The organism is Bacillus sonorensis NBRC 101234 = KCTC 13918 (assembly GCF_001592005.1).
GTDB classification, from domain to species: domain Bacteria; phylum Bacillota; class Bacilli; order Bacillales; family Bacillaceae; genus Bacillus; species Bacillus sonorensis.
The window spans coordinates 108730-126195 of sequence record NZ_BCVZ01000001.1; the positions used below are offsets into that span (position 1 = coordinate 108730).

A 17466-nucleotide genomic window follows, 5' to 3' on the forward strand; every position below is an offset into this window, starting at 1 on the left:
TGACTTGGCATCTCCTTTTTTGGAAAATATGTAAAGAACAATCATTCGGTGCCTAATTCTGTACATCTGGAAGTATATTATGAAACGTCATCTTTTTCAACAATAGTTAAGCGAATTCCCCGGCTGTCCATACACCGGAACGATTCAGTCCATCCTTTTTAGGCCTGAATGTCCGCAGTAAAAAAGGAGCTGATTCCCCAATGCTGATTGGGTCCAGCTCCTTTTTTATTGTGCTAGCGCACCGAATTGATCAGCCCCATCATTTGATCCCCCATCGTAACCGCCCGCGAATTCATCTGGTAAGACCGCTGTGAAGCGATAAGGTCTGTCATTTCCTTTGACACGTCAACGTTTGACGCTTCAAGGAAGCCCTGCTTCATGGAGATATCCTGCCTTCCGGCTCCTGTTAAATTGATGAGAGCCGTTGCTTTTAAGTTATCGTCAACAGAAAAGAGGTTGCTGCCTTCCTCTATCAGAGCCTGCGGCTTTACAGCCCGGACGATGCCTAAATTAAACCTCAAAGACGCTCCGCCTTGGCCTGATGAAACGGTAATGGTTCCGTTTTTATCGACTTGGAAATTTTGATAGCGCCTGTCAAAACGGATTGCATTTCCGTTCTCATCAAGGACGGGGTGGCCATCCTTCGTGGCCAGCTGCAGCTGATTGGCGTTTCCTGCCGCAGGAGTCAATTCAAATGTTCCGTCTCTCGTATATTGAACTTCGCCATCGACATCGACCTGGAAGTATTGGTAAGGGGAGGTCAAGGCGATATCCAGCTTCCGGCCGGTCTCCTTTACGCTTCCCTGGCTGTGTGTCAGCTTTTCGGTCATGACGGCGCCGACGCCGAGCCGGAGGCCGGGCGGCGTCTTTCTGCTTTGGGCCACTTCATTGTTCTTCTCGTTTACTTGTTCAATCTGCTGCCTTACGAGCTCTGAAAAGCTTGTATTTTTCGCTTTATATCCCGCCGTGTCAAGATTGGCAAGGTTATGGCTGATATTATTCATCTGTTTTTGCAGTTCATTCATCGTGTTTGAAGCTGTTATCATGGATCTTAGCATGTCTTCCAACATCCTCCATTTACGTTGATTGCGATCTTCGCCGGAAAGTGCCGAAGCTTATTTATACAATTTTTCCAATTTCGTTCGCCGCTTTGTCCATGCTTTTATCATAAGCCTGAAGAACTTTTTGATTGGCTTCGAACGAGCGGTAGGCAGTCGTCATTTCCGTGTAGTCTCTCGTCACATCAACATTTGAGCGCTCTGACATCCCCTGTTTGAGCGAATAATTGACGGCGGGATTCGCGGCTGCGCTCGGCAGCTCCTGTCCATTTTCAGTCCGGTACAGGTCGTTTCCTTCCCTTGCCAAATTCCTTGTATCAAGCGCGATGCGAACGTCGATTGCTCCGAGGTTCCTGCCGTTTTCTGTCACGGTTCCATCCTCTTCCACTTTAAAGTTCCCGCTTTCCACGGCAATCGGCCGGCCGGCTGTCGAAAGAACGACATTTCCGTTGATTGTCAGTTCATTGTTTTCATTTAATGAAAAACGGCTGCTTCTTGAGTAGCGGATATCTCCGCTCCCCAGTCTGACAGCATAGAACAGCGCCGCCTTATCCTTGGTCTGTTCATTAACGGGGACCTCTTTTTCACTGATCGCAATATCTGTCGGCTCATTCGTGCTCTGCAGATCGCCTTGCGAAAAAAGGGGCTTGAGCTCCTGCATGTAAACTCCCGTATTTAAAGAGCCGATCGGGGTTTGCTTCGAAAATGAGCGGGAACCGCTGCCTGTCTGAAAAGAATCGGACTCAATCCGGCTCAGGAGCATTTCGGGAAACGAGCGGATTGAACCTTGATCTTCTTTATATCCCGGTGTATTTGCATTTGCAATATTATTCGTCAGCATTTCCGTGCGACGCTGCTGGGTGATCATTGCTGACGCTGCTGTATAAAGTCCTTTTAACATCGTTTCACCTCATATATGGTAAATACCTTCTATAAAGCGGGTTCTCTTTCGGTTTTAGGCTTGTAATGATCTTCATTTGCAAACCAGGAACATTTGTTCTATAATAACATTCAAGGATACCACTCTTTGTATCGGCTGTTTGGCGGCTGCTTTTAAGCTTTTCCAATAAAAAAACCTCATCCTGAAAAGAATGAGGTTTTATAATCAGCTTAATTTGCGTTTCGGAAGCTTGTCCATGTTATCCAGCATGACGCCGGTTCCGACAGCGACACAATCCATTGGATTTTCGGCAACAAGCACAGGCACCTTCAGCTCTTCTGCAAGAAGCTGGTCGAGGCCGTTCAGCAACGCGCCGCCTCCAGTAATGATCACGCCTCTGTCGATGATGTCGGCTGAAAGCTCAGGCGGCGTTCTTTCAAGCACTTGTTTGGCAGCCTGTACGATAACGGACACCGATTCGCGAAGCGCTTCTTCCACCTCTTTGCTCGTTACCGTAATCGTTCTCGGCAACCCTGTGACCATGTCACGTCCGCGAATGGAGATTTCCTCATGACGTGCGTCTGGGAAAACAGTTGCGACTTTGATCTTGATGTCTTCTGCTGTCCGTTCACCTATTAACAGCTTGTACTCACGTTTGATGTAATTCAGAATTTCCAGATCAAACTTGTCCCCAGCCATTTTAATAGAAGAGGCGGTGACAATATCGCCCATAGAGATGACTGCGATATCCGTCGTTCCACCGCCGATATCCACTACCATGTTTCCGCTAGGCTGAAAAATGTCCATTCCTGCGCCGATTGCGGCTACCTTAGGCTCTTCCTCAAGATATACATGCTTTCCGCCGCTTTTTTCAGCAGCTTCTTTAATGGCTTTCTGCTCTACAGATGTAATATTTGTAGGGCAGCAAATGAGCATGCGCGGTTTTGAAAATAAACCTTTCACATTCAATTTGTTAATGAAATGCTTCAGCATGGCTTCTGTTACTTCAAAGTCTGCAATAACGCCGTCTTTTAATGGACGTATCGCAACAATATTCCCAGGTGTACGTCCTACCATTCTCCTTGCTTCTTCCCCGACAGCAAGCACTTTCCCAGTGTTTTTATCGAGAGCGACAACTGAAGGCTCGTTTAAGACAATCCCTTTTCCTTTCACATGGATCAGCACGTTCGCTGTACCAAGGTCAATTCCAATATCCCTTGCAAACATCTATCTATATCCTCCTCGAAATCTGTTTCACAGCAATGTCCACATTCTGCCCTAATTATATATTTTATCATAAAAATTAGAAAAAAAAGCGTACTTGTGAAAGTTCTTCACAATTTTTTTGTGGCTTTTTATCGACAAACAGATGGAGGATATCGGGAAATGACGAAAATCGGCGTTTATTACTGATCCATTCTTCCCTATTGAACAGGCTCCCTTTCAAGAATTTCCTCTTTCTTATATTTTAGTTTTGTCGCTTCCCCGCCTCGCAAATGTCTGATCGATTTATGATAATCAAGAATTTCTTTTACTTCATTGGCTAAATCAGGGTTAATTTCAGGCAGCCGTTCTGTCAAATCCTTGTGTACGGTACTTTTGGAAACACCAAACTCCTTCGCGATCACACGAACCGTTTTTTTCGTCTCCACGATGTACTTCCCTATCTTGATTGTTCGCTCTTTGATGTAATCGTGCACACCACTCGACCTCCCTAAAATGGATGTGAGAAGTGTGAAATGAGATCCGTATACTGAAAGAAATCACTATTTATACAGCTTCTTCGTTTTATGCTTTTCCAAGTAGAATTTTGAAATACTCCCACGATCCCTCACCTCAAACACTCTCTTTGTTAGGTTTGTATCAGTGTATTAGCATTGAAATGGGATTATGCTAAAAACTCAGGGAGGACAAGGGGTTTATCAGGCATTTTTATTTCGGGCTTCAAAATTTTCTGCTTTACAGGGTGTAGGACATCCAGTAAAATGAATAAAGTTTATTATTTACCTAGGTAAATATTTAAGAAGGGGCTTTTTTATGGAACACATCAATCGGACACTCATTCACCTCATGAACCAAAGCGCGCGGAAGCTTTCCAAAAAAACGAATGAACAGCTTGAAGCCTTCGGACTTTTTGGCGCCCAATGGTCAATCCTGTACTGCCTTCACACGTACGGCCCGATGACTCAAAAAGACATTTGGACGTATTTGCATGTTGAGGCTCCAACTGTGACGCGGACGATCAACCGCCTTGAGAAAAACGGGTGGGTGCAAAGAATACAAGGCGAAGACAAGAGGGAAAAAGTCGTCAAAATGACGGATGCAGCCGTGCTGAAATATGATGACATTCAGTTGAAAATGAAAGAATTCGAAGAGGAAGTGCTATCAAGTTTCGATGAGAAAGATAAAAAAATGTTCCACCGATTATTACAACAGCTGCTTACAGACAACGAGAAGGAGATGTAGCCTATGAAACAATCCGAGCCTATTTGGACGAGAGATTTTATCATGGTTGTTTTGATTAATTTGTTTATTTTTGTATATTTCTATGCCTTTTTAACAGTTTTACCCGTCTATACGATGCAGGAGCTGGGAGGCTCCGAATCCCAGGGAGGGCTTTTGATCAGCGGGTTCATGCTTTCTGCTATCTTCGCAAGGCCGTTTTCCGGCGCGGTTATCGAACGGTTCGGGAAAAAAAGAATGGCGCTTTTGAGCGTGATCTTATTTACGTTGTCGTCTTTCCTTTACATCGTCATTCAAGATATTTACGTATTATTGGGACTTCGCTTTTTCCAGGGGATTTGGTTCAGCATCATCACGACGGTAACGAGCGCAATCGCAGCAGATTTGATTCCCGCGGCGCGCCGTGGCGAAGGACTCGGCTATTTTGCCATGTCTATGAACCTGGCTGTTGTCATCGGGCCGTTTATCGCTTTGAATCTGCTTGATAACATCAGTTTTACCGCACTGTTCGCTTTGTTTTCAGGAGTCGTGACCATCGGAATCCTCTGTACCGCGCTGGTTCGAATTCCGAAGGGGAATGACAGGACTTCCGCCGTATTCAAATTGTCTTTTTCCAACATGTTTGAAAAAGGCGCACTGCGGATCGCCACGGTCGGATTGTTTTTTTCTTTTTGCTATTCCAGCGTCATTTCGTTTATTTCGGTGTATGCAAAGTCTCTCGGCCTGATTGAAACAAGCAGCTATTTCTTTATCGTTTTCGCGGTGGCCATGATGGTGACACGGCCGTTCACCGGAAAACTATACGACAAGGTCGGCCCCGGGGTCGTCATTTATCCGTCTATTATCATTTTCAGCATCGGGCTTTGCTTGCTTGCCTTTACGAACAGCAGCGGGATGCTTTTACTTTCAGGAGCTGTCATCGGCATGGGCTATGGTTCCATTACCCCCTGCCTGCAGACGCTTGCGATCCAGGCTTCGCCCAAGCACCGCAGCGGCTATGCGACAGCCACTTATTTTACCCTTTTCGATTCAGGGATCGCAGTCGGATCCTTTGTATTCGGGCTGGTCGTCTCACAAACCGGCTTTTCCAATATTTATTTGTTCACGGGAATTTTTGTTCTCATCAACCTTTTCCTGTATACGTGGAGCCAAAAATCTGCCCTCTTAAAAGAAGAACAAAATATATCAATAGCGGATTAACCGCTTCATCATCTTCCCGGGCAAAACATGTGCCCGGCTTTTTTGTTTGACTTCAATTGAAACCTTTTTGAACGTCATAACGTCCCCTAACTGTCTGATAAAATAAGATTCTATTAAAATACTGAAAGGTGATTTTGTGAACTACGAATTATTTAACGCAATCCACAGTCTATCACACCACAGCAATATTCTTGACAGCTTCATGATTTTCGTAACGGAAAAAGCGATTTACCTGTATGCGCTGATGCTGCTCGCGATCTGGCTGTTCGGCGGCTCTTCCTACAAAAAAAGCGTTCTTCAGGCAGGCTTCACAGGCATTTTGGGCTTGGCGGCCAATTATCTGATTACCTTGATTTACTACGAGCCGCGTCCTTTCGTCGCCCACCATGTCGATGTATTGATTCACCATGCCGCTGATGCCTCATTCCCAAGCGACCATACAACGGGGGCTCTGGCTATTTCCATCGCATTCTGGCTCTGCCACCGCAGGCTCGGAAGCTTGATGATCGCCTTTGGATTGTTGACGGGATTCTCCCGCATCTGGGTCGGACACCATTACCCTGTTGATGTGCTGGGAAGCATCCTTGTTTCTGTTTTGGTGTCACTCATTGTACTTAGATTTTCCAAATACTTGACTCCTATTTTCAACTGGATCATTTCCCTCTACGATTCGATCTTGCAGCAGTTGAAAAGAAAGATATTCAGATAAAAAGCAAAAACCCGAACAGAGGATGGCTGGCATCCGGTGTTCGGGTTTTTTCATTACCCTTTTAATGCTTCTGTTAATGGCGGCACAATTTGTTTTTTACGGGAAACTACGCCTTTTAATGTCGCTGTGTTGTCTGCCAATGTGACGTTAAACGCTTGTTCGACCGCTTTTGCAGCCTGTCCTGATGCTACGACGACCGAATCGTTCGTTAAAATGTCTGTGACGACAAATACAAATAAATCCAAGCCTTTTTCAGCAACGACTTTTGAAAGTTCGGCATCCACTTCCTCTTTGCGGGAAAGGACATCGTTCGTGTCGACTGTATTCACCTGGGCAATCTCGACTTTACGGCTGCCCATTGTAAATTCTTTGGCATCAAGCGAAAGAAGCTGAGGAATCGTTTTTGCACTTAGATCGGCGCCTGCTTTCAGCATGTCCAAACCGTAGCTTTCGGCGTCAACCCCTGCGATTTCAGCCAGTTCTTTCGCAGCCTTTACATCTTCTTCCGTGCAAGTCGGCGACTTAAATAGAAGGGAATCCGAGATGATCGCTGACAGCATCAATCCGGCGGTTTCTTTTTTAATGTCGACCCCGTTTTCTTTATAAAGCTTGTTTAAAATCGTCGCCGTGCATCCCACAGGCTCTGCGCGATAGTACAATGGATCGCTTGTTTCGAAATTGGCGATCCGATGGTGGTCAATGACTTCAAGCACGCGCACTTGATCCAAATCATCGACGCTCTGCTGGCGCTCATTATGGTCAACCAAGATGACGCTGTCCGTTTCATTGGCAACTGTCTCAACAAGGCGGGGAACCTCTGCTTTAAATTGGTCAAGCGCATACTGGGTTTCGCCGTTTATTTCGCCTAAGCGGACGGGCTCTGCTTCCATGCCGAGCTTATTTTTCAATTCTGCATATGCAATCGCTGAACAAATCGTATCCGTATCCGGGTTTTTGTGGCCAAAAATAAGTACTTTACTCATGATCTGACTCCTTACTTGTTTTTTTATAGTAAGCTTACCTGACAATAAAAAAATCTGCAAACCTGTCACTTATTTTATAATATTTATGAAGAAATTTGTATGTATGAAAAAGAAAAAAGAGCCCTTCAGCTCTTTTTCATCTGGCTTACAGATTGATCTGCATAGTCATGTTCTCTGAACATCAGGAAGCGTATTGTGGCTTTGTTTTGGAGCCGGCTTTAAGACCGGTTTTTCTCCATATGCGACCGGGCCGTTCTCATAGTTGAACGCCGCCCCGTCAGGCGCAACTTCTTTCAGCCAATCCAGCCGGGCGCTTTCCTCCCCTTCTGAAAAGTTGTATAACGTATGGGAAAACTCTTCCTTTTCGTACTCTTTCGGAACGGTGCTCGGGACGATGACGCCCTCTTTCTCTTCCAAATCCTTGATGGCCGCGATCCACTGGTTTTGATGCATCGTATCCCTCGCCAAAAGGAAGCCGAGCATGTCCTTTACGCCTTTATCATCCGTCATTTCATAAAGTCTGGCCACCTGCAGCCTGCCTTGTGATTCCGCATTGACGTTTGCGCGCATGTCGGCGAGGAGATTCCCGCTGGCTACGATATATCCCGCATTCCACGGAACACCGGTGCTGTTTTCCGGCATTGCGCCAAGTCCGGAAACGATCGCATGGTGCGGGTTCATCCCTCCCATGATGGAACCGATCACAGGGTCTTCAGCCGCTTTTTCCTGTTCATAGACAGGAGCATCTTCCAACAGTCGCGCAATCATCGTCGCGATCATTTCCACATGGCCGATTTCTTCAGCTGCCGTATCCATAAGCAGATCTTTGTATGTTTCGTTCCCTCTCGTGTTCCAGCCCTGGAACAGGTATTGCACCGCCACAGAAATCTCCCCGTACTGCCCGCCGAGAATCTCCTGCATTTTCTTGGCGAACAGCGGATCAGGTCTTTCAGGCTTTGCCGGATATTGAAGCACTTTCGAATGTTTGAACAAGCCAATCACTCCTCCGCTTTTTTGTAACTGTTTTTATCTACCCGCGAGAGGAGAAGGCAAAACAGCTGAATATGCTGCAATGTGCTGCTTCGATTGTTTACATTTGAACATTTTAAATATAATAAACCAAAAAGAGCCAGTCTTAAGGAGGACATCTCCCATGATAATGAACACGTCTCACCGGCCGTTTCCGCTTCCAAAAGGCCCCTGGATGATGACCCAAACGTGGAACGATGTATTGTTCGCCCATTGGGCGGTTGAACCTCAATCCCTTCGCGGCATCATTCCGGCGGCTCTGGAACTGGAGACATGTAGCGGGAAAGCCTGGATCAGCATCCTTCCTTTTCTGCTGACGAATCTTCGGCCGCGTTTTTTGCCGCCTCTGCCTTTTATCAGCAGATTTCCGGAACTGAATGTCCGAACATATGTCACATACCGGGGCATACCGGGAATTTATTTTTTCAGTCTTGACGCCGCTTCACGTTTAGCCGTTTTAAGCGCCAGGACTTTTTTCCATTTGCCGTATTTTCATGCCGACATGGACTTTTCCAGAGAAGAAAACCACGTGCAGTTCACCAGCAGAAGATATGGTTCAGACGCGGATTTCCGTGCACGCTATAGACCGCTGTCAGACCCCTTCACCGCACAGAAAGGAACACTCGACCATTGGCTGACGGAAAGATATCGGTTGTATACCGTACACAACGGCCGGGTGTACTATGAAGACATCCATCATTCCCAATGGCCGCTGCAACAGGCGGAAGCAGATTTCCACCAAAACCAGGCAGCCGCAGCAAGCGGTCTCTCTCTGCCGGATACCGCCCCTCTTCTTCATTACGCCAAAAAACAGCACGTCTTATTTTGGCCGCTGCAACAGGCCCGGTGATCGAATGACCGGAACTAGCGCCAAAGGAAATGATGAAAAGATATGGCTCTGTCTATTGTGAAATATACGCTCAACAAAAGACTGCAACATCCCAACACATTTCCATTTCAGATTCCCTGCTTGAATGTGAAATGGAAGTATGCTATCATCTTAGTAATTGATCAATCAATAACAAATATAAGGAGGTGGCACATCATGAAGCAGAGAAAGGAGAATCGAAGGGAAGAGATTCTTGAAGCTGGAATAGAGGTGTTTTCAGAAAAAGGATATTATAATACCACTACAGCATTAATTGCAGAAAAAGCCGGCATTTCTCAGCCCTATATATTTAAATTTTTCAAAACGAAAGAAGAATTGTTTGTTGCAGCTCTAGACAGAGCTTTTGACAGGATACTCCAAACATTTAAAAATGTAGAAGCCCGTCCCGAGCAAATCGTTGCAAAAATGATCGAGGCATATGAAGAGCTGTCTGTATCACATCCTCATGAAATCGCCTTGCAGGTAATAGGACTTTCAGTGACAGAAGAATCAATAAGAAATTGTACAAAAGCGGGTTTATCCCGTATTAGAAGCTATACTTTGGAAAGATTCCAATCAGCGAATGTCCCGAATGCAGAGGAGGAAGTAACAACCTTCTTAGCTAGGGGAATACTTTGCAACATTTCTTATTTTTTAGATTTACCGGAGATGATCCATAATGAAACAAAGTAGATAACCGATTTATTTCGGTTTTTATTCCCGCGTTAGTTATTGATCAATCAATAACTACAACAATAAGGAGGAAAATAAAATGGAAAAAGCAATCGTTTTAGGAGCAACGGGGGGCACGGGGCAGGCAATTGTGTCAGAATTACTATCCAGAAATAAACAGGTAATCGCCTTCGGACGTTCCGAAAAGAAATTGAAACAATTAATGAAAGAACATCACTCTACAGCGCTATTAACTTATAAGCTAGGTGACGTCTTTGATTACAAGACCATCGTAGAAGCAGCAAAAGATGCAGATGTCATATTCCAATGTGCCAATGTTCAATATCATGAAATGGCAGAGAAACTCCTTCTTCTTGGAGAGAGTGTAATGAAGGCGGCAAATATTTTAGGTAAGAAAATAGTGATTGTAGACGGAATATATGTTTACGGTCGCCAAGTAGCTAAGGGAGATGAAAATCATCCGAAACAACCTCATACAAAAAAGGGAAGGATCAGGGTAGATTTTGAAAATTTAATCTTTAATAAGAGATGGACATATGCAAAACCTTTAATTGTCAGGCTGCCGGATTATTACGGAAAAACTTCGCAAAACTCTTATTTACACCCTACATTAACCGGAATGGCAGCAAATAAAGTGTCTGTTTTTATTGGAAATCTAAAAACGCCTCGCGAATATGTTTACTTACCAGACGCCGCTAAGATGATTGTGGAAATTGCAAACAAAGACGATTCTTACGGAGAAAATTGGAACATTCCCGGCGCCGGCTTAATTTCAGGAAAAGACATCATAAAAATTGTACGCGACATTACCGGACATTCAAAATTAGTGATTCCATTAAATAAAACCGCCATTCGTATAAGCGGGTTGTTTGATCCGATTATGAAGGAAGTAGTGGAAATCATGTATCTTACAGAAGAAGCATTTGTTCTAAGCGGAGAAAAATATGAAAAACGAATAGGAAAGATTCCCGCCACATCTTATCAACAAGGGTTAAAGGAAACATTACACTTCCTCATGAAAAAATAGAACAAGCAGAGGATGATGCTCTCCTTAAAATTGATAATTGGTTATTGATTAATCACTAACAAAAATTAAATCGGCCGGCAATTCCAAAAAAGGAAGAGCAAAAACGCTCTTCCTTTCAGCCTAGGCCGGTTTTGAAATTTCGCTTAACGCCTCTCCGGCTTTTTGATCTGCAGCATTCGTTACGGAAAGATCCCCCAAAGCAACAATTCCGACTAAACGTTCATTTTCCACAACCGGCAGCCTGCGAATTTGATAATTGGCCATCAGATCGCCGGCTTCTTCAGCCGACATACCGGGATCGCCCGTCACCAATTCGGTGCTCATGATATCCCGGGCGGCGACATCAATGGCATTTTCCGCCACACATCTGACGACAATATCGCGGTCCGATACGATTCCTACCAATGTTTCATTCTCACAAACAGGGATGGAGCCGACATTTTGATCGCGCATTTTGCCTGCAATTTCTGTAATCGCTGCTGAAGGCTCGCAGCACTCGGCATTTTTGGTCATCAAGTCTCTCAGTTTCATGCGGGATTCCTCCTTTATCATTGGTTTAGTATGTGCTTTTCCGAAAAAACCGGCCTCTAAACCTATTTAAAAGAGCTCTTTCTTTTCATATATTTCTTTTTATCTTTCAATAAATCACCCGTCCAGCCTTTCTTTTTCAAATACAGATACACCATCACCGTCGAAAAGCCGATCAGGACTAGCGAATACAAATAGCCGTATTTGAAAGACAGCTCAGGCATATACTTAAAGTTCATTCCCCAAAGCGCGCCGAAAGCGGTCACAGGCGTAAATAACGTCGTGAAAATGGTCAAGGCTTTAAAAATTTCATTTCCCCTGTGCGATGTCACCACTTCCTCGGAATGGAGCAGATAATTGATATCATTGGCATAATCTTTGATAAGCGTTATGACTCTATCGATTTTATAAAGCGTCCGGCACTGCTCGATCCCATCAAAATGTTTCGATACAAATGCTTCTTTAACAGCCATCGCCAGTTTTTTCATCGTCATGACAAGGCTTTTCATGATCAGCAGCTCATGCCGGAGTTTGTGAATGGCCTCAATGATGCTTTTATTATTATCATGATGAAATTTCCATTTTAATGTTCGAAGGTTGTTTTCAAATTGCTCAAGTTCGACGAAATAGGCATTGACCAGCTCTCCCACCAGCACCAAAAACGCTTCAGGCGCATCTTTGCACCTGTTGAGCTGATGCTCCACCTGTTTTGGATGAACACCTTCAAAAACAGAAAGATCGAAGTTCAATGTAAAAAGACAGTCTTTCGTTAAATAAAAGTGGAAAACGGAACGATTATGTTCTTCTTCTGCATCCTGCTGATAAATAAGGGAGCCGTACAGCGCCTCGCATTCATTGGATGCGACATTGATCTCAAGACAATTTATGTTCTCTGAAGGAACGCCCAGAAACCATTTTTGGCATTCCGGCCAATGATGGGTTTGAATCAGCTCAAGCGCTTTTGTTTTTTCCTGAGGGCCAAGCTGATGCCAATTCCAGCCCTTTCCATAAAAAATCTTCATTATTCTCAAAGCCTCCTGTTCATCCTGTTCATACCGCCTTATTGTTCTTTGCCCGCGGTTCTGATAAATAAACCTGATGTTTGCGCGGCATATGCAGGTGGTATGAAGCCAATATGATACCGATTAAGAAAAGGAGGTGTGCGCCTTCTTTTTTCGGAAGGCCGGGCATTGGATTTCCTAAAACTGACCGCAGTGGCGATTTTAATTGCGCTGACGGGTTTTTTCGTAGCGGTTGAATTCGCCATCGTAAAAGTAAGAAGAACAAAAATCGACCAATTGATCATAGAGAAAAAAAGGGGCGCGCTGGCTGCAAAGGAAGTCACCTCGCATCTTGATGAATATTTATCGGCCTGTCAGCTTGGGATAACGGTGACAGCGCTTGGTCTTGGCTGGCTCGGTGAACCGACGATGCAAAGTCTGCTTCACCCCTTTTTTGCAAAATTCGGGCTGGATGAACCGGTGACACATATCATGACATTTTTGGCCGCGTTTTTGATCGTCACCTATTTGAACGTAGTCATCGGCGAATTGGCGCCTAAAACCTTCGCCATCCAGAAATCGGAGAATATTACACTGCTTTTTGCACAGCCGATGATCTGGTTTTACAGAATCATGTTTCCTTTTATATGGCTGCTCAATCATTCAGCCCGCATCATCACGGGTCTATTCGGACTGAAGCCGGCATCGGGACAGGAATTGGCCTATACGGAAGAAGAGCTGAGAACCCTTTTGTCTGAGAGCTATCAAAGCGGAGAGATCAATCAAAACGAATTAAAATATGTGAACAACATTTTCAAATTCGATGAACGAATGGCGAAGGAAATCATGGTTCCTCGCAATGAAATGACCGCCTTATCCCTTGATGACGGCATCGAAAAAGCGAAACAGCTCATTAAAAAAACGAAGCATACCCGTTTTCCGGTGATGCAGGAAGACAAGGACCACATCATCGGGATGATCAATGTGAAAGAATTGCTGCTCGCTGAGCTTGCGGGCGATGCTTCCTTTGAAACAAAACAGTTTGCATCATTTATCCACCCCGTCATTCGTGTGATCGAAACCATTCCCGTATACCAGCTGTTCGTCAAAATGCAGAAAGAACGGACCCATATGGCGATCCTCGTCGATGAGTACGGGGGAACCTCCGGCCTGGTGACAGTTGAAGACATTGTCGAGGAAATCGTCGGCGATATTCGCGATGAATTTGATGATGAGGAAATTCCCGATATACGGAAACTGGATGAAGACCATTATCTTCTGAACGCCAAAGTGCTTGTCAGCGATGTCAACGATCTGCTTGGAATTCATTTGTCAGAGGAGGAAATCGATACGATCGGCGGCTGGTTTCTGACCCAAAATGTCGACAGCAGGCCGGGAACCGAAATACAATGTGACGGCTACAATTTTAAGGTGAAAGAAATGGACAGCCACCGGATCATGTTGATCGAAGTAACAAAAGCCGATTAATCCGGCTTGCGGCGCTGATTTCGGCCGCCCCTACCCCCCTCCTGCTGCTTTTCTCCCAAAAAACCATGTTAGGAAACCTTACATGTTCATCGTGATATCGTACTTTTATCACTATACTGAAAGAAAAACATCATTTTTACGACGGAGGAATGTGACATGCAGATGGGGGATACAGTATTTATGTTCTTTTGCGCTCTGCTCGTGTGGCTGATGACGCCGGGCATCGCTTTATTTTACGGGGGATTGGTCAGAAGCAAAAACGTACTGAGCACAGTGATGCACAGCGTGTCATCAATCGCAATCGTATCAGTCATATGGATTCTGTTCGGGTATTCTCTTGCTTTTGCACCGGGGAATCCCCTGATCGGAGGCTTGGACTGGGCCGGGCTGCACGGAGTGGGATTTGAGCCGAATTCCGATTATACAGAGACGATTCCGCATACACTTTATATGATGTTCCAATTGACGTTCGCAGTACTGACGACTGCGATTATTTCAGGAAGCTTTGCTGAACGCATGCGTTTTCCGGCATTCATTCTGTTTTCAGTCTTGTGGGTCGTGCTTGTCTACTCTCCCGTCGCCCACTGGGTATGGGGCGGCGGCTGGCTTGCCGAGCTCGGGGCTCTTGATTTCGCGGGAGGAAACGTCGTCCATATTTCATCAGGTGTGGCCGGTCTTGTTGTTGCAGTTGTTCTCGGCAAACGGAAAAACATCAGCAACACGGCTCCCCACAATCTGCTTTTGACATTGCTGGGTGCAGCGCTGATCTGGTTCGGATGGTTCGGGTTTAACGTCGGAAGCGCCCTGACGCTTGATGAAGTGGCGATGACCGCTTTTATCAACACCAATACGGCCGCTGCTGCCGGAGTGGTCGGCTGGCTGTTGGTCGAATGGCTGATCAATAAAAAGCCGACAATGCTCGGAGCGGTCTCCGGAGCCATCGCCGGGCTTGTAGCCATTACACCCGCCGCAGGCTTCGTCACTCCGTTCGCTTCGATTTTGATCGGATTTATCGGAGGCGCCGTCTGCTTTTGGGGCGTGTTCTCCCTCAAGAAGACATTCGGCTATGATGACGCGCTTGATGCCTTCGGTCTTCACGGCATCGGTGGTACATGGGGAGGCATTGCGACAGGCCTGTTTGCCACAACATCTGTTAATTCCAACGGAGCCGACGGCCTTTTCTATGGAGACATCAGCCTGCTTGGGAAACAGCTGATTGCCATTTGTGCAACATATTTGTTTGTCGCAGTGGTCACTTACGCTATTATAAAGGTAGTCAGCATCTTCTTTAAGCTCCGTGCAACCGAAGAGGAAGAGTCTCTCGGGCTCGACCTTACGATGCACGGCGAAAAAGCGTATCAAGATTAATGGTCAGGGAGTGAGGGAATGAGCGGTCAAATGTATAAGGTTGAAATTGTAACGCGTCCTACAAACTTTGAAAAGCTGAAAACCGAGCTGGCGAAAATCGGTGTCACATCCATTACATTTTACAATGTACACGGATGCGGCCTGCAAAAAGGACATACAGAGCTTTACCGCGGGGTAAAGCGGGAAAGCAATGTATATGAGCGCTTAAAAGTTGAAATCGTCGTCAGCAAGGTCCCTGTTGAAAAGGTGGCTGAGACGGCCCAAAAAGTGCTCAAAACCGGAGAACCCGGAGACGGCAAAATCTTTATTTACGAAATTCAAAACACCATCAACATCCGTACGGGCGAAGAAGGCCCTGACGCTTTATAAATAATTGAAGCTCCCGGCGCAGAAATGCGGGGAGCTGTTTTTTGTTTAGAGTGGCAAACATAACAACTTGAATGATTAGGGATTGAGGATAATTTTATTGGAACATATTTCGAAAAAAGGTTGAGCAGCTTCTTCCTTTATACTCTATAAAAATCATTTCCAAGTGTTTCCTCGCGCCTTGCGATTATGTTGACCGGGTATTCGCTTACTAAGATGATATTGAACAGCACGATTCCAGAGCAAAATGTTCTTCCATAGCCCTTCGAACTTAAATTTTAATTACTTTGCAACATGTCTATAATTAAAATTCTCCAGAAATCATTATTTTTACAATATAACCCCAGAAAATAAATTAATAATGCAGAAAAAAATTGCAATCTCACTATTTACAGCTGCTCTTTTGCTAGTTGTATGCTTCACTGGCAGTTCAGAAGCATTTGCTATGCATTCAAAAGGAGCAATTAAATTTAAAACAGATGCTAATACATATTCAAAGCACGCTATTTCTATTGTCGTAACAGGCACCTTGCGTGAGGATAATGACATTGGTTATACAGTATTGCTGTATAAAAAGGCCGAACAGCCCCAGTGAAAATGATAGAAGCAGATCATAAGATGAGTACACGCAATTTCAGGGCAGTCTTTTCAACAAAAAATATTCCGGCAGGCAAGTATGATGGGATTGCAGCACAGAGCTGGGGATATAAAGATTGGCATGGAAAGCTGCAACATTATATTACTGTTCAACATTAAAATTAATGGTATGAACAGATTAAAATCATAAAGGCTCAGCTTTTGATTTCATCTGAAATTTTCAAAAAAAACATTTTATTACAAAATACCGGGACTTTTTATCTTTCTTCCTCTTTCATTTTTTTAGTTTTCTTAGCGGATAGAAATCGTTCAGCAGTTATCTTCTCCCCAGAATGCTAATAAAGCTGTAAATCTCTTAGATTTTGATTGATGTGAATACGATTAGCATACCATCAAAAAAACGCATGGAGCCATGAACTGTTGGCTAATCGAATACCAATCTTTAATCCTTTACAAAAGCCATGGCCGCTACAACAATCACGAAATCCCCCTTTTTGTTTAATAATGAATGCCCACGGTTTAAACAAATTAGGGGGATTTCAAATGATTTCAATAATATACAGCTACCATTGAGGTCAGCCTCAAAACCTTTTGAATACATAAGGCTTTTAGTCTATAGAGTATTTTTCACAAAATGTCATCAACGATGCCGTATGTCTTCGCTTCCCCGGCATCCATAAAATAGTCGCGTTCCATGTCTATTTTTAGTTTTTCAAGCGGCTGCCCCGTCCGTTCATGGAAAAAGTGCTGTATTTTTTCCTTTAGCTTGATGATCCGCCTCGCGGAAATCTCCATGTCTGTCGCCTGGCCTTTGACGCCGCCGAGCGGCTGATGGATCATGATTTCGCTGTTTTTGAGAGCATACCGTTTTCCTTTTGTTCCGCCCGCAAGAAGGATCGCCCCCATTGACGCCGCCATCCCGACGCAGATCGTGCGGATATCCGGTTTCACATATTCCATCGTATCTAAAATCGCATATCCGGCTGACGTAGAACCGCCGGGGCTGTTGATATAAATCGAAATATCCTTTTCGTCATCCTCCGCTGACAAAAACAGCAATTGGGCGGTAACCCGATTGGCCAGATCGTCCGTAAATTCCGAGCCGATCATAATGATGCGGTCTTTCAAGAGCCTTGAAAAAATGTCGTAAGACCTTTCTCCCGCCGCTGTTTTTTCTATGACATACGGAATGGTGTTCATGCCTTTTG

18 protein-coding genes and 1 pseudogene are annotated in these 17466 nt (G+C 44.8%); 10 read left to right on the forward strand and 9 right to left on the reverse strand.

Annotated elements, in window-relative coordinates:
• Positions 1–233 precede the first annotated feature (233 nt).
• The 4 genes from BTR1S_RS00505 to spoIIID all read right to left on the reverse strand — a co-directional run bounded on the left by BTR1S_RS00505 (position 234) and on the right by spoIIID (position 3638).
• Positions 234–1058: a flagellar hook-basal body protein gene (locus tag BTR1S_RS00505; protein ID WP_029419611.1), complete on the reverse strand. Its 825-nt coding sequence runs from the start codon at positions 1056–1058 to the stop codon at positions 234–236.
• A gap of 61 nt (positions 1059–1119) precedes the next feature.
• On the reverse strand, positions 1120–1959 hold the full coding sequence (locus BTR1S_RS00510; RefSeq protein ID WP_006639356.1) for a flagellar hook-basal body protein: 840 nt from the start codon (positions 1957–1959) through the stop codon (positions 1120–1122).
• Positions 1960–2163: 204 nt separating this feature from the next.
• Positions 2164–3165 (reverse strand): cell shape-determining protein Mbl, encoded by a 1002-nt coding sequence (mbl, locus tag BTR1S_RS00515; RefSeq protein ID WP_006639357.1) that lies wholly within the window; start codon positions 3163–3165, stop codon positions 2164–2166.
• 197 nt (positions 3166–3362) lie between these two features.
• Entirely contained in the window at positions 3363–3638 is a 276-nt protein-coding gene (gene spoIIID, locus BTR1S_RS00520; protein ID WP_006639358.1) for a sporulation transcriptional regulator SpoIIID, read from the reverse strand.
• A gap of 337 nt (positions 3639–3975) precedes the next feature.
• Between spoIIID and BTR1S_RS00525 the strand changes: the two genes are divergently transcribed.
• The 3 genes from BTR1S_RS00525 to BTR1S_RS00535 all read left to right on the forward strand — a co-directional run bounded on the left by BTR1S_RS00525 (position 3976) and on the right by BTR1S_RS00535 (position 6310).
• Positions 3976–4404 carry a MarR family winged helix-turn-helix transcriptional regulator gene (locus BTR1S_RS00525; protein WP_006639359.1) on the forward strand — a complete coding sequence of 143 codons (429 nt, stop codon included), beginning with the start codon at positions 3976–3978 and terminating at the stop codon, positions 4402–4404.
• Between the two features lie 3 nt (positions 4405–4407).
• Complete coding sequence (locus tag BTR1S_RS00530) at positions 4408–5601, forward strand: MFS transporter (RefSeq protein ID WP_029419612.1); 1194 nt, start codon at positions 4408–4410, stop codon at positions 5599–5601.
• A 136-nt stretch (positions 5602–5737) separates the two neighbouring features.
• Positions 5738–6310, forward strand: coding sequence for an undecaprenyl-diphosphatase (locus BTR1S_RS00535; RefSeq protein ID WP_006639361.1), 573 nt, complete (start codon positions 5738–5740; stop codon positions 6308–6310).
• A gap of 53 nt (positions 6311–6363) precedes the next feature.
• On the opposite strand, the gene BTR1S_RS00540 is transcribed toward BTR1S_RS00535, so the two are convergent.
• Positions 6364–7293: a manganese-dependent inorganic pyrophosphatase gene (locus BTR1S_RS00540; protein ID WP_006639362.1), complete on the reverse strand. Its 930-nt coding sequence runs from the start codon at positions 7291–7293 to the stop codon at positions 6364–6366.
• 165 nt (positions 7294–7458) lie between these two features.
• Complete coding sequence (locus tag BTR1S_RS00545) at positions 7459–8286, reverse strand: manganese catalase (protein ID WP_029419613.1); 828 nt, start codon at positions 8284–8286, stop codon at positions 7459–7461.
• Positions 8287–8446: 160 nt separating this feature from the next.
• Between BTR1S_RS00545 and BTR1S_RS00550 the strand changes: the two genes are divergently transcribed.
• The 3 genes from BTR1S_RS00550 (at position 8447) to BTR1S_RS00560 (ending at position 10910) form a co-directional block, all read left to right on the forward strand.
• Positions 8447–9172, forward strand: a complete 726-nt coding sequence (locus BTR1S_RS00550) for a YqjF family protein (protein WP_006639364.1) — start codon at positions 8447–8449, stop codon at positions 9170–9172.
• A 195-nt stretch (positions 9173–9367) separates the two neighbouring features.
• A complete protein-coding gene (locus tag BTR1S_RS00555; RefSeq protein WP_029419614.1) occupies positions 9368–9883 on the forward strand; it encodes a TetR/AcrR family transcriptional regulator in 516 nt (171 codons plus the stop codon).
• A gap of 79 nt (positions 9884–9962) precedes the next feature.
• Complete coding sequence (locus BTR1S_RS00560) at positions 9963–10910, forward strand: SDR family NAD(P)-dependent oxidoreductase (RefSeq protein ID WP_006639366.1); 948 nt, start codon at positions 9963–9965, stop codon at positions 10908–10910.
• A gap of 120 nt (positions 10911–11030) precedes the next feature.
• Here BTR1S_RS00560 and BTR1S_RS00565 read toward each other — a convergent pair whose 3' ends face one another.
• The gene (locus BTR1S_RS00565; RefSeq protein ID WP_029419615.1) at positions 11031–11441 is read right to left on the reverse strand and encodes a CBS domain-containing protein; all 411 of its coding nucleotides are present in this window, start codon (positions 11439–11441) and stop codon (positions 11031–11033) included.
• 62 nt (positions 11442–11503) lie between these two features.
• Positions 11504–12460: a magnesium transporter CorA family protein gene (locus tag BTR1S_RS00570; protein WP_029419616.1), complete on the reverse strand. Its 957-nt coding sequence runs from the start codon at positions 12458–12460 to the stop codon at positions 11504–11506.
• A 168-nt stretch (positions 12461–12628) separates the two neighbouring features.
• On the opposite strand from BTR1S_RS00570, the gene BTR1S_RS00575 reads away from it, so the two are divergent.
• The 4 genes and pseudogenes from BTR1S_RS00575 to BTR1S_RS23530 all read left to right on the forward strand — a co-directional run bounded on the left by BTR1S_RS00575 (position 12629) and on the right by BTR1S_RS23530 (position 16417).
• Entirely contained in the window at positions 12629–13927 is a 1299-nt protein-coding gene (locus BTR1S_RS00575) for a hemolysin family protein (protein WP_029419617.1), read from the forward strand.
• Positions 13928–14083: 156 nt separating this feature from the next.
• The gene (locus tag BTR1S_RS00580; protein WP_029419618.1) at positions 14084–15295 is read left to right on the forward strand and encodes an ammonium transporter; all 1212 of its coding nucleotides are present in this window, start codon (positions 14084–14086) and stop codon (positions 15293–15295) included.
• Positions 15296–15313: 18 nt separating this feature from the next.
• The gene (locus BTR1S_RS00585) at positions 15314–15664 is read left to right on the forward strand and encodes a P-II family nitrogen regulator (protein ID WP_006639371.1); all 351 of its coding nucleotides are present in this window, start codon (positions 15314–15316) and stop codon (positions 15662–15664) included.
• Positions 15665–16022: 358 nt separating this feature from the next.
• Positions 16023–16417 (forward strand): annotated as a pseudogene (locus tag BTR1S_RS23530) (hypothetical protein).
• 468 nt (positions 16418–16885) lie between these two features.
• Here BTR1S_RS23530 and BTR1S_RS00595 read toward each other — a convergent pair.
• A complete protein-coding gene (locus BTR1S_RS00595; RefSeq protein ID WP_006639372.1) occupies positions 16886–17458 on the reverse strand; it encodes an ATP-dependent Clp protease proteolytic subunit in 573 nt (190 codons plus the stop codon).
• Positions 17459–17466: the final 8 nt, after the last annotated feature.